At 70.9% G+C, this 20,468-nt stretch carries 20 protein-coding genes; 7 read left to right on the top strand and 13 right to left on the bottom strand.

The features are described 5' to 3' along the window. Positions 1-212 precede the first annotated feature (212 nt). On the top strand, positions 213-635 hold the full coding sequence (locus ACWKZU_RS03630) for an META domain-containing protein (RefSeq protein WP_449281029.1): 423 nt from the start codon (positions 213-215) through the stop codon (positions 633-635). Positions 636-670: 35 nt separating this feature from the next. Here ACWKZU_RS03630 and ACWKZU_RS03635 read toward each other — a convergent pair whose 3' ends face one another. Together ACWKZU_RS03635 and ACWKZU_RS03640 are read right to left on the bottom strand one after the other, a co-directional pair. Continuing rightward, positions 671-2,308, bottom strand: a complete 1,638-nt coding sequence (locus tag ACWKZU_RS03635) for a SulP family inorganic anion transporter (RefSeq protein ID WP_449281030.1) — start codon at positions 2,306-2,308, stop codon at positions 671-673. Next, positions 2,305-2,688, bottom strand: a complete 384-nt coding sequence (locus ACWKZU_RS03640) for an ArsR/SmtB family transcription factor (protein WP_449281031.1) — start codon at positions 2,686-2,688, stop codon at positions 2,305-2,307. Before ACWKZU_RS03640 ends, ACWKZU_RS03635 begins: the two co-directional genes overlap by 4 nt. Positions 2,689-3,131: 443 nt before the next feature. On the opposite strand from ACWKZU_RS03640, the gene ACWKZU_RS03645 reads away from it, so the two are divergent. Further along, positions 3,132-4,475: an anaerobic C4-dicarboxylate transporter gene (locus ACWKZU_RS03645; RefSeq protein WP_449281032.1), complete on the top strand. Its 1,344-nt coding sequence runs from the start codon at positions 3,132-3,134 to the stop codon at positions 4,473-4,475. 64 nt (positions 4,476-4,539) lie between these two features. On the opposite strand, the gene ACWKZU_RS03650 is transcribed toward ACWKZU_RS03645, so the two are convergent. Both ACWKZU_RS03650 and ACWKZU_RS03655 read right to left on the bottom strand, forming a co-directional pair. Next, on the bottom strand, positions 4,540-5,637 hold the full coding sequence (locus ACWKZU_RS03650) for an N-formylglutamate amidohydrolase (protein ID WP_449281033.1): 1,098 nt from the start codon (positions 5,635-5,637) through the stop codon (positions 4,540-4,542). Positions 5,638-5,832: 195 nt separating this feature from the next. Further along, on the bottom strand, positions 5,833-6,309 hold the full coding sequence (locus ACWKZU_RS03655; RefSeq protein WP_449281034.1) for an ATP-dependent zinc protease family protein: 477 nt from the start codon (positions 6,307-6,309) through the stop codon (positions 5,833-5,835). A 25-nt stretch (positions 6,310-6,334) separates the two neighbouring features. Here ACWKZU_RS03655 and ACWKZU_RS03660 point away from each other — a divergent pair, with 25 nt between their 5' ends. After that, a complete protein-coding gene (locus ACWKZU_RS03660; protein WP_449281035.1) occupies positions 6,335-7,534 on the top strand; it encodes a RimK family alpha-L-glutamate ligase in 1,200 nt (399 codons plus the stop codon). Between the two features lie 119 nt (positions 7,535-7,653). Here ACWKZU_RS03660 and ACWKZU_RS03665 read toward each other — a convergent pair whose 3' ends face one another. The 3 genes from ACWKZU_RS03665 to ACWKZU_RS03675 form a co-directional block, all read right to left on the bottom strand. Next, positions 7,654-8,421, bottom strand: a complete 768-nt coding sequence (locus ACWKZU_RS03665) for a hypothetical protein (RefSeq protein WP_449281036.1) — start codon at positions 8,419-8,421, stop codon at positions 7,654-7,656. A 268-nt stretch (positions 8,422-8,689) separates the two neighbouring features. Beyond that, positions 8,690-8,920, bottom strand: a complete 231-nt coding sequence (locus tag ACWKZU_RS03670; RefSeq protein ID WP_449281037.1) for a hypothetical protein — start codon at positions 8,918-8,920, stop codon at positions 8,690-8,692. A gap of 401 nt (positions 8,921-9,321) precedes the next feature. Then, positions 9,322-9,903 (bottom strand): TetR/AcrR family transcriptional regulator, encoded by a 582-nt coding sequence (locus ACWKZU_RS03675; protein WP_449281038.1) that lies wholly within the window; start codon positions 9,901-9,903, stop codon positions 9,322-9,324. A gap of 253 nt (positions 9,904-10,156) precedes the next feature. Between ACWKZU_RS03675 and ACWKZU_RS03680 the strand changes: the two genes are divergently transcribed. Next, a complete protein-coding gene (locus tag ACWKZU_RS03680) occupies positions 10,157-11,161 on the top strand; it encodes an SDR family NAD(P)-dependent oxidoreductase (protein ID WP_449281039.1) in 1,005 nt (334 codons plus the stop codon). 36 nt (positions 11,162-11,197) lie between these two features. Here ACWKZU_RS03680 and ACWKZU_RS03685 read toward each other — a convergent pair whose 3' ends face one another. From ACWKZU_RS03685 to ACWKZU_RS03695, 3 genes are all read right to left on the bottom strand, one after another. Then, positions 11,198-11,977 (bottom strand): YceI family protein, encoded by a 780-nt coding sequence (locus ACWKZU_RS03685; protein WP_449281040.1) that lies wholly within the window; start codon positions 11,975-11,977, stop codon positions 11,198-11,200. Between the two features lie 39 nt (positions 11,978-12,016). Beyond that, positions 12,017-13,018 carry a diacylglycerol/lipid kinase family protein gene (locus ACWKZU_RS03690; RefSeq protein WP_449281041.1) on the bottom strand — a complete coding sequence of 334 codons (1,002 nt, stop codon included), beginning with the start codon at positions 13,016-13,018 and terminating at the stop codon, positions 12,017-12,019. Positions 13,019-13,127: 109 nt separating this feature from the next. Then, complete coding sequence (locus ACWKZU_RS03695; protein WP_449281042.1) at positions 13,128-13,754, bottom strand: hypothetical protein; 627 nt, start codon at positions 13,752-13,754, stop codon at positions 13,128-13,130. Positions 13,755-13,833: 79 nt separating this feature from the next. Between ACWKZU_RS03695 and ACWKZU_RS03700 the strand changes: the two genes are divergently transcribed. Together ACWKZU_RS03700 and ACWKZU_RS03705 are read left to right on the top strand one after the other, a co-directional pair. Beyond that, positions 13,834-15,474, top strand: coding sequence for a deoxyguanosinetriphosphate triphosphohydrolase family protein (locus ACWKZU_RS03700; protein ID WP_449281043.1), 1,641 nt, complete (start codon positions 13,834-13,836; stop codon positions 15,472-15,474). A gap of 27 nt (positions 15,475-15,501) precedes the next feature. Continuing rightward, positions 15,502-16,152, top strand: a complete 651-nt coding sequence (locus ACWKZU_RS03705) for a class II aldolase/adducin family protein (RefSeq protein ID WP_449281044.1) — start codon at positions 15,502-15,504, stop codon at positions 16,150-16,152. Between the two features lie 151 nt (positions 16,153-16,303). On the opposite strand, the gene ACWKZU_RS03710 is transcribed toward ACWKZU_RS03705, so the two are convergent. The 3 genes from ACWKZU_RS03710 to ACWKZU_RS03720 form a co-directional block, all read right to left on the bottom strand. Further along, the gene (locus ACWKZU_RS03710; protein ID WP_449281045.1) at positions 16,304-16,984 is read right to left on the bottom strand and encodes an NUDIX hydrolase; all 681 of its coding nucleotides are present in this window, start codon (positions 16,982-16,984) and stop codon (positions 16,304-16,306) included. A gap of 210 nt (positions 16,985-17,194) precedes the next feature. Next, positions 17,195-17,476: a hypothetical protein gene (locus ACWKZU_RS03715; protein ID WP_449281046.1), complete on the bottom strand. Its 282-nt coding sequence runs from the start codon at positions 17,474-17,476 to the stop codon at positions 17,195-17,197. A 79-nt stretch (positions 17,477-17,555) separates the two neighbouring features. Continuing rightward, positions 17,556-19,166, bottom strand: coding sequence for an acyl-CoA carboxylase subunit beta (locus tag ACWKZU_RS03720; RefSeq protein ID WP_449281047.1), 1,611 nt, complete (start codon positions 19,164-19,166; stop codon positions 17,556-17,558). Positions 19,167-19,522: 356 nt separating this feature from the next. Between ACWKZU_RS03720 and ACWKZU_RS03725 the strand changes: the two genes are divergently transcribed. Then, complete coding sequence (locus ACWKZU_RS03725; protein ID WP_449281048.1) at positions 19,523-20,407, top strand: biotin--[acetyl-CoA-carboxylase] ligase; 885 nt, start codon at positions 19,523-19,525, stop codon at positions 20,405-20,407. Positions 20,408-20,468 lie beyond the last annotated feature (61 nt).

Below are 20,468 nucleotides of genomic sequence, written 5' to 3' on the forward strand. Positions count from 1 at the left end.
CCCGCGTGCGCTCCCGCTAGACATTCCAGCACCTCGGAGGCCGTTTGCCAGGCTATGAGGAACTTTTCAGCTTCGCAAGCCGAAGAGGTCGTCCCCGCCTCTCGCTATCTATGGAAATACCCGATCAGGGAGCGACTTCGACTTTCTTCTGAACGTGCGCTCATATCTTGCCGCTAACATGCCTGGAACTGGTGCAAGGAGCGTGAACCGCAATGACTGATCTCGTCGGAAAAGGACGTCTCTTCCGGGCGTGCGCGTACCTCGGAACGGCGGGGCTGCTCGTCGCTGCGCTCACGGCCTGCGCGAACGGGGCCCAGGAGGGAGACCCCGCGGGTCAGGATACGGCGCAGCAGGTGCTGGGCGAATGGACGTCCGACGAGCAGGGGAACCCGACCCTCGATTTCGCTGATGACGGCACGGTTCGGGGAACCGATGGCTGCAACGGCATCTCCTCGACCTACACGGTCGAACGGGACCGTGTGCTCGTCGAGAAGTTCGCCGCGACGCTCATGGCGTGCCCCGGCGTGGACGACTGGCTCCGCGCCGTGCGGGAGGTGTCGGTCGACGGCGACACGATGACCGTGAGGAATGGGGCGGGCGAGGAGATCGGCACGTTGCAGCGCGCTTCCGCGTGACCGATTGTCGGTGATCGTCCGGGACGCACGCGGTCTCATGCGGCTCGGCGCACGTGCGACCGGGCGTGCGCCAGGGCGGCGTCGAGCTCCGCGAAGAGATGGTTCGGGTGCCGCAGCGACGCGATGACCCCCAGCTGTTCGAGCAGAGCCCGGTGTTCGGGCCGTACGCCCTTGATCAGCACGGTCGCGCCGCGCCGCTCGAGCGTCGACACCAGCTCGGCGAGCGCGTTGGCGCCGGTGGCATCCACGAGCTGGAGCCCCGAGAGGCGCAGGATCACGACCTCGACGTCGGGTTCGCTCGAGATCTCCTCCACGAGCCGGTCGGCCGCCCCGAAGAACAGCGACCCCTCGACGTGGAAGAGGGCGATGCGCTCGTCGCCGGGCTGCGGCTCGCCGGGCAGCGGATCCCGGTGCGCGCCGCTCATGCGGCTGAGGGCCCGCAGCGCGAAGAATGCGGCCACGGCGAGGCCGATGCCGACCGCGACGATGAGATCGAAGGCGACGGTGACGAACAGCGTGACGGCGAACACCGCCGCGCTGGAGCGCCCCGAGCGCAGTACACGGCGCATCGTGGCGGGCGAGACCATGCGCGCGGCGGTCATCATCAGCACCCCGGCGAGCGCCGCGAGCGGGATCGCCGAGACCACGTCGGCCGCGATGAGCACCACGAGCAGCAGCACGATCGCGTGGGCGGCCGCGGCCGCGCGGGTCTTCGCCCCGCTGCGCACGTTCACGGCGGTGCGGGCGATGGCCCCGGTGGCGGGCATGCCGCCGAAGAGTCCGGCCGCGACCGACGCCAAGCCCTGCCCGAAGAGCTCCCGGTCGGCGTTCACGTGCCCGGTGTCGGCGAGCGTCGCCGCCACCCGCGCCGACAGCAGCGACTCGATCGCGGCGAGGGCGGCGACCGCGAATGCGGGGCCGGCGAGGCTCGCGAGCATCGCGGGATCGAGTGCGGGCAGCGCCGGCGCGGGCAGGGAGTGCGGCAGCTCGCCGATGGTGGGCAGCGGCAGCCGGGCGAAGGCCGCGATCAGCGACACCGCGAGGATCGCGATGAACGAGGCCGGCAGTGCCGGTGCGAAGCGTCCGAGCAGCATGATCGTCGCGACGGCGGCCACGGCGGCGAGCGGGAGCAGCGCCTGCGGCCAGTCGGCCTGCGAAACCGCCTGCCAGGCGGCCACGACCGCGTTGGTCGAGTGCCCGCCGCCCTGCGCGCCGACCGCCGCCGGCACCTGCTGCAGGAAGATGATGATGCCGATCCCGGCCGTGAAGCCCTCGATCACCGGCCACGGGATGTAGCTCACGGCCCGGCCGAGCCGCAGCAGCCCGGCCGCCAGCACGATCGCCCCGGCCATGAGGCTGACCACCGCCACCGCGCCGATGCCGTGCGCGGCGACGATCGGAGCGAGTACCACCACCATGGCCCCGGTCGGCCCGGAGACCTGCACGTTCGAGCCCCCGAAGACCGCGGCGACGAGACCGGCGACGAGCGCGGTGATGAGCCCGGCCTCGGCGCCGGCTCCCGAGCTCACTCCGAAGGCGAGCGCGAGCGGCAGCGCGACGATGCCGACGGTGAGCCCGGCTACGAGGTCGGCGCGCCAGCTCGAGCGCAGGCCGCGGTAGTCGTCGGCCGAGGGCAGCAGACCGCGGATGCGGGCGAGCGGCGAGCGCCTCATGAGACGGGTTCCGCGCTCCCGGGGCCGGCGATCGCGGGCAGCGCGGCGGCCGCGACCCCGTGGGCCTGGTGATCGATGAGGAGCCCGAGCAGCAGGCGCCTGGCGACGTGGAGCAGCTCGGCGACCTCGGGGAAGGCGAGCCGGTAGTAGACGACGCTCGCGCGGCGCTCGGAGTGCACGAGGCCGTAGCGGCGCAGCACGGAGAGGTGCTGCGACAGGTGCGAGGGCGCGAGGCCGGTCTCGGCGATCATCTCCGCCACCGAGACCTCGGGACTCGCGCTGAGGATCTCGAGGACGCGGATGCGGTAGGGGTGTGCGAGTCCCTTGAAGAGATTGGCCTTGATCTCGTAGAGGGGGCGCTGCGCGTCTCCGAGCGGCATCGTCGATCCCTTCCGGTGCTCGGTCCGACTTCACGGAATAGTGAAATGATGAACTCATCATATCGTGAACGCGAGGCGCGAGGCGCGAGGCGCGAGGCGCGAGGCGCGAGGGACGTGAGACGTGGGGCGGAGCGCGACGACCGTCCGATCTGTTTGCGCCGTTTCGGGGCTCGCACTGATCCGCAGCCCCGAAATCGCGCAACTCGATCAGATTGTGATCTCCGGGCGCGGCCGCCGGGGCGGTTCCGGGAGCGTGGTCGCTGAGGGCTCGGTCACCGGGGGCGAGGCCGCGGGGCAAGGTGCCGGGAGCGGAGCCTCGGGAGCGGCTCGGGGCGACGCCGGCCGGCGAGCCCACGATCTCCGCCGAAAGCCTCTGGCCCCGTTTGCGGCCCGCCGATACGCTATGCCTCAGGAACCACGGTGGTTCGGAGGTGAGGGGCGACATGGAGACGTTTCTGTTCGTGACGCAGCTGCTGGTCGTACTCGGCTGCATCGTGATGGGCACCCGCTCGAGCGGTGTCGCGCTCGGCCTCTGGGGCGGCACCGGCGTGGCGATCCTCGTCTTCGTGTTCCGTCTGCCGCCGGGATCCCCGCCCGTCGACGCCCTGCTGATCGTGCTGTCGGTCGTGCTGGCGTCATCGATGATGCAGGCCGCCGGCGGTATCGACTGGATGGTGTCGATCGCGGCGAAGCTCATCGCCCGCAACCCGAAGCAGATCACCCTCGTCGCGCCCCTGGTGTCGTTCCTGTTCTCCGTGGGCGCGGGCACGTCGAACATCCTCTACCCGCTGCTCCCCGTGATCCAGGACCTCTCCTACCGCAACGGCATCCGCCCCTCGCGGCCACTGTCGCTGTCGGTCGTGGCGACGGGCGTCGCGCTCGCCTGCAGCCCCGTATCGGCCGCCATGGCGGCGATGGTCACTCTCACCGACACCGCGCCGTGGAACTTCGAACTCATCGACATCCTCAAGGTCACGATTCCCGCCGCGGTCGTCGGGATCGTGATCTCGAGCCTCGTCGTCAACCGGCTCGGCAAGGACATCGCCGACGATCCCGAGATCCAGGCGAAGATCGCCGCGGGCGAGATCCCGGCTCCCCACGCCGACGCGCAGGAGGTGAAGGCGCAGGTCACCGTCACCTCGGCCGGCCGCAACGCCGCGCTGATCTTCCTCATCGGGGTCGCCCTGATCGTCGCCTTCGGACTGTTCAAGGGGATCCGCCCCCTCGACGCCGTGGGCGATCCCGTGTCGATGACACCCATCATCGAGATCGTGATGTTCGTCGCGGGCACGGTGATCCTGCTCGTGTCGAGGCCCAAGGTGGCCGAGATCCCCACCATGACGGTGTTCCGCGCCGGTATGGTCTCGGCCATCGCGCTGTTCGGCCTGGCCTGGCTGACCGACACCTTCCTCGCCGCGCACACCGAGCTCATCGCCGAGGGCGTCGGCGGGCTCGTCACCGCGGTGCCGTGGATCTTCGCGCTGGGCGTCTTCCTCGTGTGCGTGCTCACCACGAGCCAGTCCACCGCCACGCGCACGATCGTGCCGATCGGGCTCGCGGCGGGGATCCCGCTGGGGCTGCTCTCCGGCATGTGGGCCGGCGCCTTCGCGGGTATCTACCTGCTGCCCACCAACGGCTCGCAGATCGCGGCCGCGAACTTCGACACCTCCGGCAGCACGAAGCTCGGGTCCAAGCTGGTCGACCATTCCTTCTTCGTGCCGACGCTGGTGCTGGCGGCCTCGACGATCGCGGCGGGTGCGCTGTTCGGGGTGCTCTGGGGCGGCTGAGCGCCGAGCGCCGCCCGAACGTGCGGGCCCGCACCCGCAGCACCGCGCGGTCGTCGCGGAGGCGCTACGCCTCCTCGCGGAACACGTCCCAGGCCCGCTTGCAGGCGTGGGCGAGCGCGTCCACGCGCTCGCGATCCTCGTCCACCCATCCGGTGCCGGGTTCGTGGAGCCGCGCGGTCGCGTCCGGGCCCAGCAGGTACTCGCGCAGGAACTCGGCCTGCACCGCGCCGAGGCGCAGCCCCGCGTCGTCGGCCTCGCGGCGCAGCGCCCGGAACTGTGCGCCGGCCGCGAGGATCTCCTGGCTGCCGAGGTACGGCTGGTTGAGCAGCACCGCGTCGGCGTCGGCGACCTCGAACCCCGAGCGGTGCGCCTCGGCCAGCCGGCGCACGTCGGCTCCGTCCATGGTCGGCGGATCGGCGGCATCGCGCGACTCCCCTCGGTGGTCGCCGCGGTTCGAGAGCGCCACCACGTCGGGAAGCCGGTCGCGCTCGGCGCGGGGCACGTTCACGGCCCCGTCGCGCGTGGTCGTCGTATTCATGGTGTCGTGGAACGAGAGCCGGGTGAAGGCGCCGCCGTGCTGCATCCCGTTCGCCAGGAACAGCTCGGTGAGCTCGTCGCGGGTGCGCTCGTAGACGCCCAGCCCCTGCTCCGCGGTCCGCGCGAACGCGTCGACGAGGCGCGCCATGCCCGCATCGGTGTCGGGCACCTCCAGGATCGGGAAGAAGGAGAAGGTGACCGGCCGGATCGCGTCGACGCCCGACAGGTCCACGGGCTGCCACGCTCCGGCGGCGCGCACGCGCTCGATCGCGGCGGCGAGGTCGGCGCGCACGTCGGCGGGCTTCGCGCGGTTGGGATCGCGGATGAGCCTGGGGTGCGGGTTGACCACGGCGACGATGCGCGGGTCGATCTCGGCCCACCGCACGACCACCGCGGCGGTGGAGACGTCGCTGAAATCGTACTGCAGCCGCCGGGTCAGCGCCGGCGAGAGGAACTCGGCGACCTCCTCGGGGATCGCCGCGCCGGCGTGCGGCGCGCTCACGAGCACGTCGGCGTCGAGCACCGCCTGCTCGAGGGATCGCGTGTCCGGGTCGGCGTAGTGCGTGATCTGCTCGGAGGTGAAGACCGTTCCGGCCGGGATGAGATCGAGGTCGCTGCCGCTCATGACCACAGCGTAGCTCCCTCACGCGATCGAGTGTTCGCAAATCGTCTGTATTCCGCGGCCGAATGGACGATATGCGCACACTCGATGGCGACGGGGCGCGGGGCGCGGGGCGTGGCGAGTGCGGCGGGGCGCGGCGAGCGGAGCGGGCGCGGCGGGCGCGGCGGGCGCGGGGGCGGAGCAGATGGAGCGGGCGCGCTAGGCGCCGCGGTTGCGGCGTCGGATCTCCCGCGGGGGCTTGCCGCCCAGGAACGACGCGGCGGAGTCGACGACGAAGCCCTGCCGCAGGGCCTCGCGCCCGATGAGCATGCGGAACACCATCTCCTCGCGGTCGGTCAGCGTCACCTCCGCCTCGATCGTGCGGCCGGCGATCCCGATCTCCACGAGCACCACCGGGCGCTCCTGCGCGTGGCCGGACGAACTGCGCACCGTGCGCCGGTCGTGCACCGGCAACTCGACCGCGACCGCGTCGTCGTCGGTGACCTGCCAGGGCTGCACGTCGAAGCGCACCCACGCCTCGCCGTCGCGCTCGAACTCGGTGATCCCGGTGGCGTGCAGCGCCGAGGTCTGGGCGCCCGTGTCGATCTTGGCCTTGATCCACGGCACGCCGATTCCCTGCAGCGACACCCATTCACGCCACCCCGTCGGGGTGCTTGAATAGTGGGGTCCGCTCACGCATCTATCTTGGCAGGAAACCACGGTGAAACTCGCGATTCTCTCGCGCGCCCCGCACGCGTACTCGACGCAGAGGCTCCAGGCAGCCGCCGCCGACCGAGGGCACAAGGCGCGGGTGCTCAACACCCTGCGCTTCGCGATCGACCTCGCCACGCCCGAGGAGCCCGACCTGCTCTACCGCGGCAAGCAGCTGAGCGACTACGACGCGATCCTGCCCCGGATCGGCAGCTCCATCACCTACTTCGGCACTGCCGTCGTGCGCCAGTTCGAGCAGATGGACGTGTACACGCCCAACACGGCGAACGGCATTTCGAATGCTCGCGACAAGCTGCGCGCGATCCAGATCCTCTCCCGCCACAGCATCGACATGCCGGCGACGGCCTTCGTGCGCAACCGCGCCGACGTGCGCGCCGCGATCGAGAGCGTGGGCGGCGCGCCGGTCGTGATCAAGCTGCTCGAGGGCACGCAGGGCATCGGCGTGATCCTCGCCCCCCAGGTGAAGGTGGCCGAGGCGATCATCGAGACGCTGCACTCCACGCGGCAGAACGTGCTGATCCAGCGCTTCATCGCGGAGAGCCGCGGCCGCGACATCCGCGCGCTGGTGGTGGGGGATCGTGTGGTCGCGGCGATGCGGCGGATCGCGAGCGGCGACGAGTTCCGCTCGAACGTGCACCGCGGCGGCACCGTCGAGGCGGTGCACCTCGATCCCGCGTACGAGCAGACCGCGGTGCGGGCCGCGCAGATCATGGGACTGCGCGTGGCGGGCGTCGACATGCTCGAGGGCGACGACGGCCCGCTGGTGATGGAGGTCAACTCCTCGCCGGGACTGCAGGGCATCGAGACCGCGACGGGCCTCGACGTGGCCGGCGCGATCATCGACTACATCGCGAACCAGGTCAACTTCCCCGAGATCGATGTGCGACAACGCCTCAGCGTCTCGACCGGCTACGGCGTGGCCGAGCTCACGATGCACGCGGGATCGGAGCAGGTGGGCAAGGCGCTCGGTGATCTCGGGCTGTGGGATCGCGACATCACCGTGCTGACCCTGCACCGGGGTGTGCAGGTGATCCCGAACCCGCGCAAGCACGTGGTGCTCGAGCCCGAGGACCGCCTGCTCTGCTTCGGCAAGCTCGAGGAGATGCGGTCGATGATCCCGGAGCGCAAGCGCCGCAGGGCCCGGGTACGCAAGCTGCCCGCGTCGGCGGCGGATCTCGCCGACGGGTAGGCCGGGCCGCGCCTGTGAAGGTGTGCTGCGAGCAGTGGCGACGCCAACGGGGACTGTACCTGGGTGGTGGGGTCCCCGCCTTATTGCGTCGCCTGTGTCTTCAAGTAGTTCAGAAACGACTATTTCACTTGGCACTTGACATTAGTGAAGTTCATACCGAGATATGATCCACCGGGCCCCGCCCAGTAGCCCGCGGGCACATTTATCGCGAGGCACCGACCCTGGCTTGAGGCCTCTCTCGTGACATTCGAAAGGTTGATTGCTTTTGCAGCGACTAGGGCGATGCAGCCTGCTCGGACGTGAACAATGGGGATGTAGCCGCATGCTGCGCCGGTGACGGCCTTGTATCCGGCTTTCCCTGCAGCCCATTTCGTTTCTGACTTCGAGAGCAGTCCGACAGTGCCCCACCATTCGGCCCAGATCTTGGGATCAGCAACGACCGGGTAATGAATAGAAGGCGACGAAAGGTCGATCCTCTGGGTGAGAGTTGATCCAGAGACCTCATAGCTGGTTGGGACTTTATCCCCGTTCGCGTCGATAGCCCAGGGCGTCTCGATCAAGCCTGAGACGGCTCCCTCAGCGTTTATGATCCAGACTGAACCGTCAGCTTGAAGTTCGAGCCAGCCGCCCTCATCCACCTTGATTTCATATGCGTATGAATCTGGCGCGGATGGCGACTCTATGACGGTGAGTGCGGTGAGTGCGCCTTCGGAGTCAAGTGAAGTGACGGTGTGGGAGCCGTTTCCATTGTCGTACGCTACGTTGCCTTCGCTGATGGTTGCTGGCTGGGCCGTTTCCGCTTGGGGTAGCGACACTGAAACGATCTGCCCAGAATCGTCAGATAGCGCGAGATCTCCCGTTTGGTCTGCAGGAAACTCAATTGTCATCGATCCGGTTTCTGAAACAGCAGATTCATCGGCCGTTCTGGGGAGTAATACCGGCACGGAAGGGTCCAGAGATTCAGCTGCGACATCCTCAATGGCCGCGACTACTCCCTCTGGAGACAGTTCGGTGGTGTCTGCGTGGGCAACGGTGGTTCCGGCATATGCGAGCGATCAGGAACTTGCGACAAGGACGGCTAGATGGCGCTTGGTTAACTTCATTGTTCTCCTGCGGTTGTGGTGGGCGGCGAAAGCACCAGGGGGAAATAATGCGTCACGCCGGTGGAAAACGACGTTTCACCCTTGAACGCCTGAGGATTGCGAAGGCGACGGACGCGATGAAATATGCGACCGGGGCTATCCAGACCGCCGGATTGTCAACCTTGAATGCTGAAAGTAGGGAGAACACGAAAGCCGCGATGAGGGCGTCGGTCAGAATCTCCAGCGCCAACGGTAATTTCCCTTTGGGAGGTGGGGTGTTTTGTGGAGTGATTGAGGTGTCCATTTCGTCCGGGTCCCTGCATTCTTGGCATTTTCGAGGGGTTCATCCTTGAACTAAGTGAATTCGATGTGAAAGCAATGGCTGCTCGTGGTGAGATCATATAGACGCTCCCGAATCTCCCCAAGCGTTTGGCGGAAAAAGAAGGGGTGTGTTCATTCCCGTACTGACTTCTCGGCGTGATGGGTTGACGATGGTGGAGAGCACCGGCCCACGAGCGAGGAAACGGAGACCTGGCGAGGCGCGCTTCATGGCAGATCACCTCATCGATTGAAGAGAATTCCTTCAAGCGGCGAGGCGTTCGGGGAGCTCCCCCCCCCCGGGGCTGTCATCTCAACGGAGTATCTCCCGCAGTTGACGAGGTGGACATCGGCGTTCGGCGGCGGATCTCGCCGACGGGTAGGGGTCTACGAGGTCGGCCGCGGACCGTCGCCGTCGGCGGCCGAGCCCGGTCCCGTGAGGATGCGCCACATCCACTCGGCCGCGATCTCCGGCGCGGGGAGCGGATCCCGGCTCAGCCACGCCTCGATCACGCCGAGCAGCGCTCCCGCCGTGCCGGCCGCCTCGATGTCGAGCGGCAGGCCGCTGCGGGGTGCGCGCGAGAGTTCGATGCCCTCGCGCACCAGCTCGACGGTGCGCGCCCGCACCCGGGCGGCGACGAGGGAGGATCCCTCGGGGCCGAGTGCCCGGCGGTAGACCGCGGCGTGCTCGGCGAAGTGCGCGAGGAAGCGCACGAGCGCCGGCGCCGCCCGGCCGGTGTCCGGGATCCGAACCGCGTCCCGCACCCGTCCGGCGGCCTCCTCGGCGGTCTCGAGCGCGCTGGCGAGCAGCTCCTCGCGATTGGAGAAGTGCTGGTAGAAGCTGCTGCGGTTGACGCCGGCCCGGGTGACGATCTGCGTGACGGAGATGTCGTCGAGTGCGCGCTCGGCCGCCAGATCGAGCACCGCCCGGTGCAGCAGGGCGCGGGTGTGTGCGGCTCGCGGATCCATACGCACGATTCTGCCAGGCCGTGGGCGGTGCGGGGTGCGGATGGCGCGTGCGGGCCGAGAGAGTGCGGGCGGCGAGGGATGCGGGCGGCGAGGGTGCGGGCGGCGAGCATCGCGAACGCCGCGCGGACTGTGAAAACGCACGGAGGGGCGGTGTTTCCGACATTTGTCGGATACGCTGAGCGGTGTCCGGATCCGCGCCGAACGTGCGATCCGGGAACGCCGCAGTGCCGCGCACCACACCAAGGAGGCCCGTATGTCCAAGCTCACCGCCAGCAGCTCCATCGGCGACTGGCTCGATCACCCCGAGGGCGGGGATCTGATCCGGAACCTGCTGGCCCAGTCGGGCACCGACGCGAGCTCGCTCGACCCGGTGCGATCCCTTCCGCTGCAGCAGCTCGTCGAGATGAGCCAGGGCCGCATGCCGCAGTCGGTCGTCGACGACCTGGTGCGCGCCGCGAACGGGGGCGAGATCCCCGAGGACGACGCCCCGAGCGGCTGGCAGGAGCGCATCACCCCCGGTCGCTTCGAGGGGCGGACCGTGATCGTGACCGGCGCCGCCGGAGGGATCGGCCGGGCCACCGCGTCGCGGATCGTGCGCGAGGGCGGCCGGGTGATCGCGGTCGACGTCTCCGAGGATCGGCTCGCCGACTTCGCGGCCTCGGCGCCGGAGGGCCGGATCGTGGCCGTCGCCGCCGATGTCACGACGCAGGCCGGCATCGACCGGATCGTCGCCGCCGCAGGCGAGCGCATCGACGGCCTCGCGAACGTCGCCGGGGTGAACGACGACTTCTCGCCCATCCACGAGACGAGCGACGAGATCTGGGATCGCGTGATCGGGATCAACCTCACCGGCGTCTTCAAGCTCACGCGCGCCGTCGTCCCGGCGATGCTCGCGGCGGGCCGCGGCTCGATCGTGAACGTCTCCTCCGAGGCGGGACTGCGCGGCAACGCCTCGGGCAACGCCTACACGGTCTCCAAGCACGGCGTCGTCGGCCTCACCCGCAGCGCCGCGTTCATGTACGCCAAGCAGGGGCTGCGGATCAACGCCGTCGCGCCGGGCGGTGTGGCGACCGGGATCCCGTTCCCGGCGCACGTCTCCGAGGAGGGCAGCGCGCGGCTGCACCCGTTCCAGTCCGCGATCCCGTCGGTCGCCGCGCCCGAGCACCTCGCCGCGTCGATCGCCTTCCTGCTGAGCGACGACGGGGTGAACATCAACGGCGCGATCCTGCCCTCCGACGGCGGCTGGTCGGTGCAGTAGGAGCGCCGCCCGCTCGGCGTCGCGGGGCGCCCGGCGCTACTGCCGGTCGGCGGTGAGCTGGAACTCGACGAAGCCCGCGTCCTCGACCGAGACGAAGCCGAGGCTCGGGGCCTCGACCCCGAAGTCGGCGAACGCGATGGGGATCGAGCCGGCGATCTCGGCGGTGCTGCCGTCCGAGCGCACCTGCACCGTCGCCGTCACCGTCTGCGTGGTGTCCGCGATCGTCAGCTCGCCGGTGGCCTCCGCCTCCACCACGGCGCCGGCGTCGGGGGCCTCCTCCAGCGATACGGGCTCGGTGAGCACGAAGGTCGCGGTGGGGAACTCGTCGGTGCGCAGCGCCTGGTCGCGGAAGTAGGCGTCCCGCTGGTTGCTGTCGGTGGAGATCGAGGCGACGTCGACCGTCAGCTCGGCCGCCTCGAGCGTGAGCCCGTCGGCGGCGATGGTGAACTCGCCCTCCACCTGGTCGGTGCGTCCGGTGACCGTGACGTCGGTGCCGTTCAGCACCTCGTCGACGCGGTAGCCCGCCTCCGAGCCCTCGCTCACGCTCCATGCGCCGACGAGCGCCTCGGGGTCGAGGGTCCCGCCGGCGGCGGTCTCCTCCGGCAGGATGTTCTCGTCGCCGCTCAGCGTCGGGGCGGAAGCCGCGGGCGGCGCGATGAAATCGCGGTAGACGACGGGTCCGGCGATGGCCGCGATGGCCGCGAGCGCGAGCACGCCGGCACCGGCGCCGATGAGGATCTTCTGGGACTTCTGCACGGGTGTCTCCTGACGCGGCGCGATGGGGTCGGTGTCGTTCCACGATGGCAGCCGCCCCATTGAAGAAGCTTGGAAGCCGGGGTGAAGAGGCTGGGCGGGTCAGCGCACGCGCAGCGCGGCGGGCCGCACCCGCACCTCGAACGCCGAGACCTCGCCCACCTCGTCGCCGTCGATCTCGAAGGCGAGCGGCGCGGGCAGCTCCGCGCGCACGGTGCGGGCGCGCAGGTGCGCGGTGGATCCCGAGCTCTCGGCCGTGCCGGCGCGGGTGATGAGCCGCTTCAGACCGTTGTCCCAGACCATGTTCTTCATGGTGTCGAGCCACGCCCCGGCGTCGTCGGCGCGCAGCACGAGCAGGTCGAGCTCGCCGTCGTCGGGAGCGGCGTCGGGCAGCAGCGTGATGCCGCCCTGGATGCTGCCGCAGTTCGCCACGAGCAGCGTGTGCGCGGCCTCGGTGCGCGGATCCTGCTCGTCGAGCTGCAGGGAGAACTCGACGACCTCGGTGCCCGACGCCGCGCGCCCGAGCGACTCGACGTAGGCCAGCCAGCCGGTCCTCGCCTTGAGGTCGTCGTCCGTCTCCGCGATCATCTGGGCGTCGATGCCGAAACCGACCATCACCACGAAGCCGTGCCACTGCCCGGAGCCGTCCTCGCCGCTACCTGAGCCCGCGCCGTCCGCGCCCTCTGCGGCCGCGCGCAGGCGCACCTCCCCGAGATCGAGGGGCGATCCCTCGCTCGTCAGCACGCGCTCGAATGCCGTGCGCGGGTTGCCGAGCGGCACCCCGAGATTGCGCGCCAGCAGATTGCCGGTGCCGAGCGGAACGACCCCGAGCTCGGCCTCCGGCGAGCCCGAAGCGCCCAGCCGCTCGGCCACCGCGCGCACCGTGCCGTCGCCGCCGGCCGCGACCACGACGCCGCAGCCCTGCGCCAGCGCCTCGCCCGCGGCGCCCTGTCCCGGATCGTCCTCGGTCGTCTCGAACCAGAGGCACTCGGGCCGGTCCTGCGTCGCGCCGAAGACCCGCTTGAGCGCGTCGTCGACGGCCCGGCGCAGATCTCGCTCCGCCACCTTCGACGGGTTCCAGACGATGCCGATCCTGCTGCTCATGCTCGCTCCTCCGCTCGGTTCGGACTCAGCGTACAAACTCAGTCCGGTTTTCGGAAGTGCGGATCGCGGACGGCCCCCCGCCCGGGCCGGAGCACCCCTCGAGCCCGGCTCAGAGCTCGGCGAGCAGCGCCTTCCAGTGCGCGCGCCACTCCTCGATGCGCTCGCCGTCGGTCAACCCGTCGTGGCTCGCCGCGAGCGTAGTCTTGTCGCCCTTGGGCGTCGCCGAGATCTCGACCCTGCCGGCGCCGTCGAGCGAGAAGCGCCAGAAGCTGCGCTTCTCGGTGCGCGACGGGCGGGGCGCTCCGGGGGCGTGCCCGAGGTGCTCCGCGCGCTGCCCGTGCGCCGCCACCCAGGCCTCGATCGCCGCGTCGCGGTCGAGCGGCAGGGTGCGGCTGGCGCTCACGCGGAAATCGCCCGCCGACGACTGCCCGGGCACCCGCAGCCCGGCGTGCTGCTCGTAGGCGATCGCCGTGGCCTGCGCCCACCAGTCCGGGTTCTGCAGTTCGCCGGGCATCTCGGCGCGGGCGATCCGGGCGATGTCGCCGTGCCCCAGGGACCGTGACCCCCGCGCCTCGAAGAGCGCGATCCACTCGCTCCAGTCGCGCCCGGTCGCGCGTTCGATGGCGGGGACGTTCTCGGCGCGGGTGCGGTTGCCGCGCGGCTCGGTGTCGCGCGCCCCGGCATCGCTCTGCCCGGCACCGCACCCTCCGGCGCCGCTCTGCTCCGTGTCGCTCATGCGTGGCCTCCTTCGCCCGCTCCTCACCCTACACACCGGGATGGGCGGCCGAGCGGCGGGCGGATGGTTGAATGGGCACATGACCGCACAGGCGCAGGAGGATCACCGGCAACGGCTCGAGACTCGCGGGGGCGATCCGCGCGAATCGCGCCGGTACGTCGAGCACGTCTCGTCCCAGCACCGCTCGGCCGCCATCGACGACTCCGGGGCGCGGGCTGCGAGCGCGCGCCGCCCGCAGGAGTACCGCATCGACCTCGAGCGCATCCGCTTCTCCTCCTACTTCGCGCGGCTCTCCGACGTGACCCAGGTGGTGCCGCAGTCGGGCGTGGGCCCGGTGATGCACAACCGCCTCACCCACTCCCTCAAGGTGAGCGCCGTGGCGCGGGTCGTCGCCGCCCAGCTCGCTGGGCACGAGGCGCGGCACGCCGCCTTCGTGCGGGGGGAGCGCGGCGAGGACGACGAGACCGGCGCGGTCGTCACCCGGCTCGGCGGATGCGACACGATCGTCGCGCAGTCCGCGGCCCACGCCCACGATCTCGGGCATCCGCCGTTCGGGCACCTCGGCGAGCGGGTGCTGGATCGGGTGGCCCGCGAGCGGCTCGGCCTCGCCGAGGGGTTCGAGGGCAACGCCCAGAGCTTCCGCATCCTGACCCAGCTCGACACCCTGGGCCGCGACTTCCCTGGCCTCAACCTCACGGCGGCCACCCGGGCGGCCACCCTCAAATACCCCTGGACGCGCTCGGCTTGGATCGGCGTGACCGCGGAGCAGGTGCCGGCGCAGGATCGCCCCCGCGGCGTGGGCACCGACGCTGCGGAGGGCGCCGAGAAGTTCTCGGCCTACGCGCTCGAGGCGACCGAGATGGAGCAGGCGCTCGCCGCCTTCCCGGCCATCGGCGAAGGCCAGCAGACGATCGAGTGCGCGGTCATGGACCTCGCCGACGACATCGCGTACGCGGTGCACGACCTCGACGACTTCACGCGGGCCGGAGTGCTGCAGCAGGCGGCGGTGTCGGGCGAGCTGCGCTCGTGGCTCGAGCACTCGGAGACCTTCGCGGCCGAGGAGATCGGCGAGCTCATCGCCTCCTGGCGGGCTCCGGGACGCTCCCTCGAGCTGCTGTGGCGCCGCCTGCAGCGCAAGGACGCCTGGATCGCCGACCGCGACGCCTTCGCGGCAGCGGTGCGGCGGGTGAGCGCAGAGGTGGGGGAGGCGTTGCTCGCCGCTCCGTACGACGGCGGCATCGACAGCGAGCGGGCCGTGTCGAGCTTCACCCGGCGCTGGATCGAGCACCTGCGCACCTCGATCGTGGTCGAGGAGCGCCCCAACGTCCGCGGCGGGCATGTGCGGCTCGACCGGCAGGCCTGGCACGAGGTGATGGTGCTGAAGTTCGTGCACGCGCACTTCGTGCTGGAACGCCCGGACCTGGGTCAGACCCAGCGCGGCCAGGCACGGGTGGTGGAGGAGCTCGTGCTCGGCTTCGACCAGTGGCTGAGCGATCCGGTCGACTCCGGGCGGGCGCCGCGGCGACTGCTGGAGTGGGTCGAGGAGGCGACCGGGGCGAGCTTCGCGCTGCGGCGCGACCGGCCCGAACTGCTGATCGGCGACGCGAGCGACGCGGGGCTGCGGCGACAGGGCCGCGCCCGCGCGATCCTCGACTACGTCGCCTCGCTGAGCGATCAGCAGGCGGTGTCGACGCATCGCGCGCTCACGGGCGCGGTCTGAGCCGGCCGGAGACGGTAGCGTGGAGGGGTGAGCGAACAGGTGGATCGGGAAGCGGCGCGGGATCGGGACCGCCTGGTGCAGGAGCTGATCGAGGTGGGGCGCGACGCCGTGGGCCGCGGACTGGTGCTCGCGAGCGCCGGCAACCTCTCGGCCCGCATCTCGGACGACGCCTTCGTGGTCACGGGCAGCGGCACGTGGCTCGACCGCCTCACCCCCGACGACTTCGCCGTGCTGAGCCTCGCCGACGACGAGACCGGGGCGCCGGCGGCGGGCACGGCCCCCTCGAGCGAGTGGAAGCTGCACCACCGGGCTTACCGCGCGCGCCCGGACGCCGAGTGCGTGCTGCACCTGCACCCCCGCACCGCCGTGGTGCTCGCCAGCCTGGGCCGGCCGATCCGGCTGCTCACCCTCGACCACGCCTACTACCTGGGATCCATCGGCGTCACGCCGTTCTACCACAACGGCACCGACGAGCTCGCCGACACCGCGGCCGAGCAGCTGCGCGAGCACGACTGCGTGATCATGCAGCACCACGGCTGCTCCGTGGTGGCCGACTCGATCGGCATGGCGTACCGCCGTGCGCTCAACCTCGAGGACGCCGCGCAGGCGACGGCGCTCGCCCTGCAGCTCGGCGACACCGACACGGTCTTCCCGCAGGACGACGCCCGCCACGCCTAGCGGCTTCGCCCCGTCATCCTGCGCGTGGGCCTAGAACCCTGCCCCGTCATCCTGCGCGGAGGCGAGGGACGAGCCGCAGTCGCAGGATCCATCCCGCCGGAGCGAGCGGCTCGGGATCGACACCCGGCTTCGGCCCGCGCCGGGCCGATCCTCACGGACGCACGGCGAAGGTCTGCTCAGCGTCCCACGGCCGGCTCCAGCCGAGCTCGTCGAAGAGCGTGGCGAGCAGGATGCCCGTGAAGCCCCACACGACGTGCCCGCCGAGGTGCGGCGCCAGCCGGAACGCGGCGCCCCGATGGGTGAAGCCCTCCCGGCGCAGCACCGAGGTGCCGCGCGCCGAGGGATCCAGCAGCTCGGCCACCGGTACGCGGTAGACCTCGACGGACTCCGCGTGATCCGCCGCCACGGGGCTCGGCAGCCGCCACCAGCCCACCACGGGGGTCACCAGGTTGTTGCTCACCGGGATGTGCACGTCGGGCAGCGCCCCCAGCACCTCGACTCCCGCCGGATCGAGCCCGGTCTCCTCGGAGGCCTCCCGCAGCGCCGTCGCCGCCGCATCTCCGTCCCCGGGCTCGGCGCCGCCGCCGGGAAAGGCGATCTGCCCCGCGTGGTGGCGCATGCGGTCGGCCCGTCGGGTGAGCAGCACGTCGAGCTCGGGGGCCACCGCGGGGAAGGACGAGCGGGCCGGCACCCGGTCGAGCGCACCGAACAGGATCAGCACCGCCGAGCGCCTGAGCGGCAGCGCGGCGAGCGCGCCCTGGGGGCGGAAGTCGAGATCGACGCCGCGGCGCATCAGCTCCCGCAGCTCTCGCTCGGCCTGGGGTCCGTCCATGCAGCTCAGCCTATCGAGCCCGCCCCCGGCTCTTCGCGCGTCAGTAGATGCTGCTTCGAGTCCCGCGAGGTGACAACTACTAGCGCGCGGGAAAAGGGCCGGAGGGGTGGAAGCGTCCGGTGCGAGGGTGCTCGCGATCCTGTGTGGGCGCCGGCGATCCTGTGTGGGCGCCGGCGATCCTGTGTGGGCGCCGGCGATCCCGCGCGGGCGTCAGCCCTCGAGCAGCAGGTCGCCGATGCCCTCGGGAACCCGCTGGGAGCGGGCCCAGGGCTCGCGATCCCGGCGCTCGACCCGCTTCGCCTGGCGGGTCTCCTCCTCGCGCACCCGGGTCAGCACCGCGATCACCGCGGCGCGCTCCTCGTCGCTCACCGAGCGTGTCGTGAACCGGATGTCCTCGCCGTGCAGCGTGTCGTCGTGCTCTCCCAGACCCTCGCGCCTCGCGGCGTCGCGTTCGGCGGCGTCCGGCGGCAGCTGCGCGTCGTTCTCGCTCATGGCGTCTCCCTGTGGTCTCGGCAAGCTCGATCGGCGGAGACCGTTCATCGAGCTTGCGGGGACGAGCGGTCTCTGCGGGTCAGAGCGGGATGTTGCCGTGCTTCTTCGCAGGTAGCTCGTCGCGCTTGCCGCGCAGGCCGCGCAGCGCCTTGATGACGGCGAGGCGGGTGCCCGCGGGCTCGAGCACGTTGTCGAGCTCGCCGCGCTCGGCGGCGAGGAACGGGCTCGACACGTCGGCCGTGTACTTCGCGGTCAGCTCGGCGCGCAGCGCCTCCACGTCCTCGCCGCGCTCGGCCGCGGCGGCCAGCTCCTTGCGGTAGAGGATGTTGACGGCCCCGGCGCCGCCCATCACCGCGATCTCGGCGGTGGGCCACGCGATGTTGAAGTCGGCACCCATCTGCTTCGAGCCCATCACGATGTACGCGCCGCCGTAGGCCTTGCGCGTGATGATCGTGACGAGCGGCACGGTGGCCTCGGCGTAGGCGTACAGCAGCTTGGCGCCGCGGCGGATCACGCCCTGGAACTCCTGGTCGGTGCCCGGGAGGTAACCGGGCACGTCGACGAGGGTGAGGATCGGGATGGAGAACGCGTCGCAGAAGCGGACGAAGCGCGCGGCCTTCTCGCTCGCGTCGATGTTGAGGGTGCCCGCCATCTGATTGGGCTGGTTGGCCACGATGCCGACGGTGCGCCCCTCGACGCGGCCGAAGCCGATGAGGATGTTCGGGGCGAACAGCGGCTGCACCTCGAGGAACTCGCCGCTGTCGAGGATCGCCTCGATGATCGCCTTCATGTCGTAGGGCTGGTTGGGGCTGTCCGGGATGACCGTGTTGAGCCTGCGGTCGGCGTCGGTGATCTCGAGCGCCGTGTCGCTGTCGTAGACCGGGGCCTCTGCGAGGTTGTTGTCGGGCAGGTAGCTGATGAGCGCCCGCGCGTAGTCGAGCGCGTCGAGCTCGTCGCTCGCGAGGTAGTGGCTCACCCCGCTCGTCTTGTTGTGGGTGAGGGCGCCGCCGAGCTCCTCGAAGCCGACCTCCTCGCCCGTCACCGTCTTGATCACGTCGGGGCCGGTGACGAACATGTGGCTCGTCTTGTCGACCATGATCACGAAGTCGGTGAGCGCGGGGGAGTAGACCGCGCCGCCGGCGGAGGGGCCCATGACGATGGAGATCTGGGGGATCACACCCGAGCAGGCCGTGTTGAGGCGGAAGATGTTCGCGTACTTGCTGAGCGCGACGACACCCTCCTGGATGCGCGCCCCGCCCGAGTCGAGGATGCCGAGGATCGGGGCGCCCGTCTTGAGGGCGAATTCCATGGCCTTGACGATCTTCTCGCCGGCGACCTCGCCGAGCGAGCCGCCGAAGGTGGTGAAGTCCTGCGAGAAGACGACCACCTGCCGGCCGTGGATGGTGCCGGCGCCGGTGACGACCGAGTCCCCGAAGGGGCGGCTGCCCTCCATGCCGAAGGCGTGGGTGCGGTGCCGCACGTACTTGTCGAACTCGACGAAGGAGCCCGGATCGAGCAGCGCCGCGATGCGCTCGCGCGCGGTCATCTTGCCGCGCGGGTGCTGCTTGGCGGCAGCCGCCGCGTCGCGGTCGCCCACGGCCTCCTGGTACTTGCGGCGGTGGTCGGCGATGCGGCCGGCGGTGGTCGCGAGCTTCTCTGCCGCTGATGCGGTGGCGTTCTCTCCAGTCACGCATGCCAGCCTAGCGCGGGGTGTATGCGATGCGCTCCCGAACCTCTCCAACGGAACCGGAAAACCTTGGTGGGATCCCTACTACTCGCGCTTCCTCCCTCTTCGCCCCTTGCCGCCCGCCCGGACGCCTCCCGCGCGCGACCGGCCTCACCCCGTCATCCTGCGCGGAGGCGAGGGACGAGCCGCAGTCGCGGGGGCCGCACGCGCGGACGCGCCGGTCGTGCAGGAGATCACCGGTGATGCGGACGGTTTCGGGGATTTCATCCTGTCTGACGGGTTTTCTCCTGTGCGACGGGCGGGTCGCGGATCCCGCGGCCGGATGCGGCGGACCGGCGGGCGTGCAGTAGCTTGATGGCATGGAACTGACGCGAACGCGCGAACTGCTGCCGAGGGTGATCTGGCGCGAGAGCTCGCCGTCGACCAACGCCGAGCTGCGCGATCTGGTGCGCGAGGCCGAACCCGGCGCAGCCCCGCCGCACTTCACCCTGCTCGCGACCGCGAATCAGACCGCCGGCCGCGGGCGGCTCGACCGCGGCTGGGTGACACCGCCCGACACCGCGATCGCCGCGTCGCTGCTGGTGCGGGGCTTCGGGCGCACCGGTCTGGGGGTGGGCTGGCTGCCGCTGCTGACGGGGTCCGCGATCGCCGCAGCGCTGCAGCCCCGCTTCGGCGACGGCCTGCGGGTCGGTGTGAAGTGGCCGAACGACGTGCACGTGCGCGATGAGGAGGACGCGATCGCGGGCCGCCCCGGCCGGAAGCTGTGCGGGATCCTCTGCGAGATGATCGACCCCGACACGGTGATCGTGGGCACGGGCATCAACCTGCTCATCCCGGAGTGGGAGCTGCCGACGGATCGCGCCGCCTCGCTGCTCTCGGCCGGCGCCGACCTGGGGGCCGTCCCCGGAACCGGTGCGGTCGCGGACCCCGGGGCCGCGGATCCCGGGGCCGCGCCCACCCTCGCGGACGCGACGGGGCGGGAGTTGGCAGATCGGGTGCTCGCGGCCTACGCCGAGGAGCTGCAGCGGCTGATCGAGCTGTCGGCGACGCACCCCGGCGCGGCGCGGGCCCGGGTGGCCCGGCACTCGCTCACGCTCGGCACCGAGGTGCGGGTGCATCTGCCCGGGGGCGAGATCGTGGACGGTCGCGCCCGGGAGCTGGCCGAGGACGGATCCCTCGTGGTGGATCTGCCGACGGGCGGCACCCTCACGGTGTCGGCGGGAGACGTCGAGCACCTGCGCTGAGCCGGCCGGCCCACCGCGGGGAGCCCGTCGGGCGAGCAGGCCGGGGAGTCGGGCGGCGGCG

The organism is Leucobacter sp., from assembly GCF_053528595.1.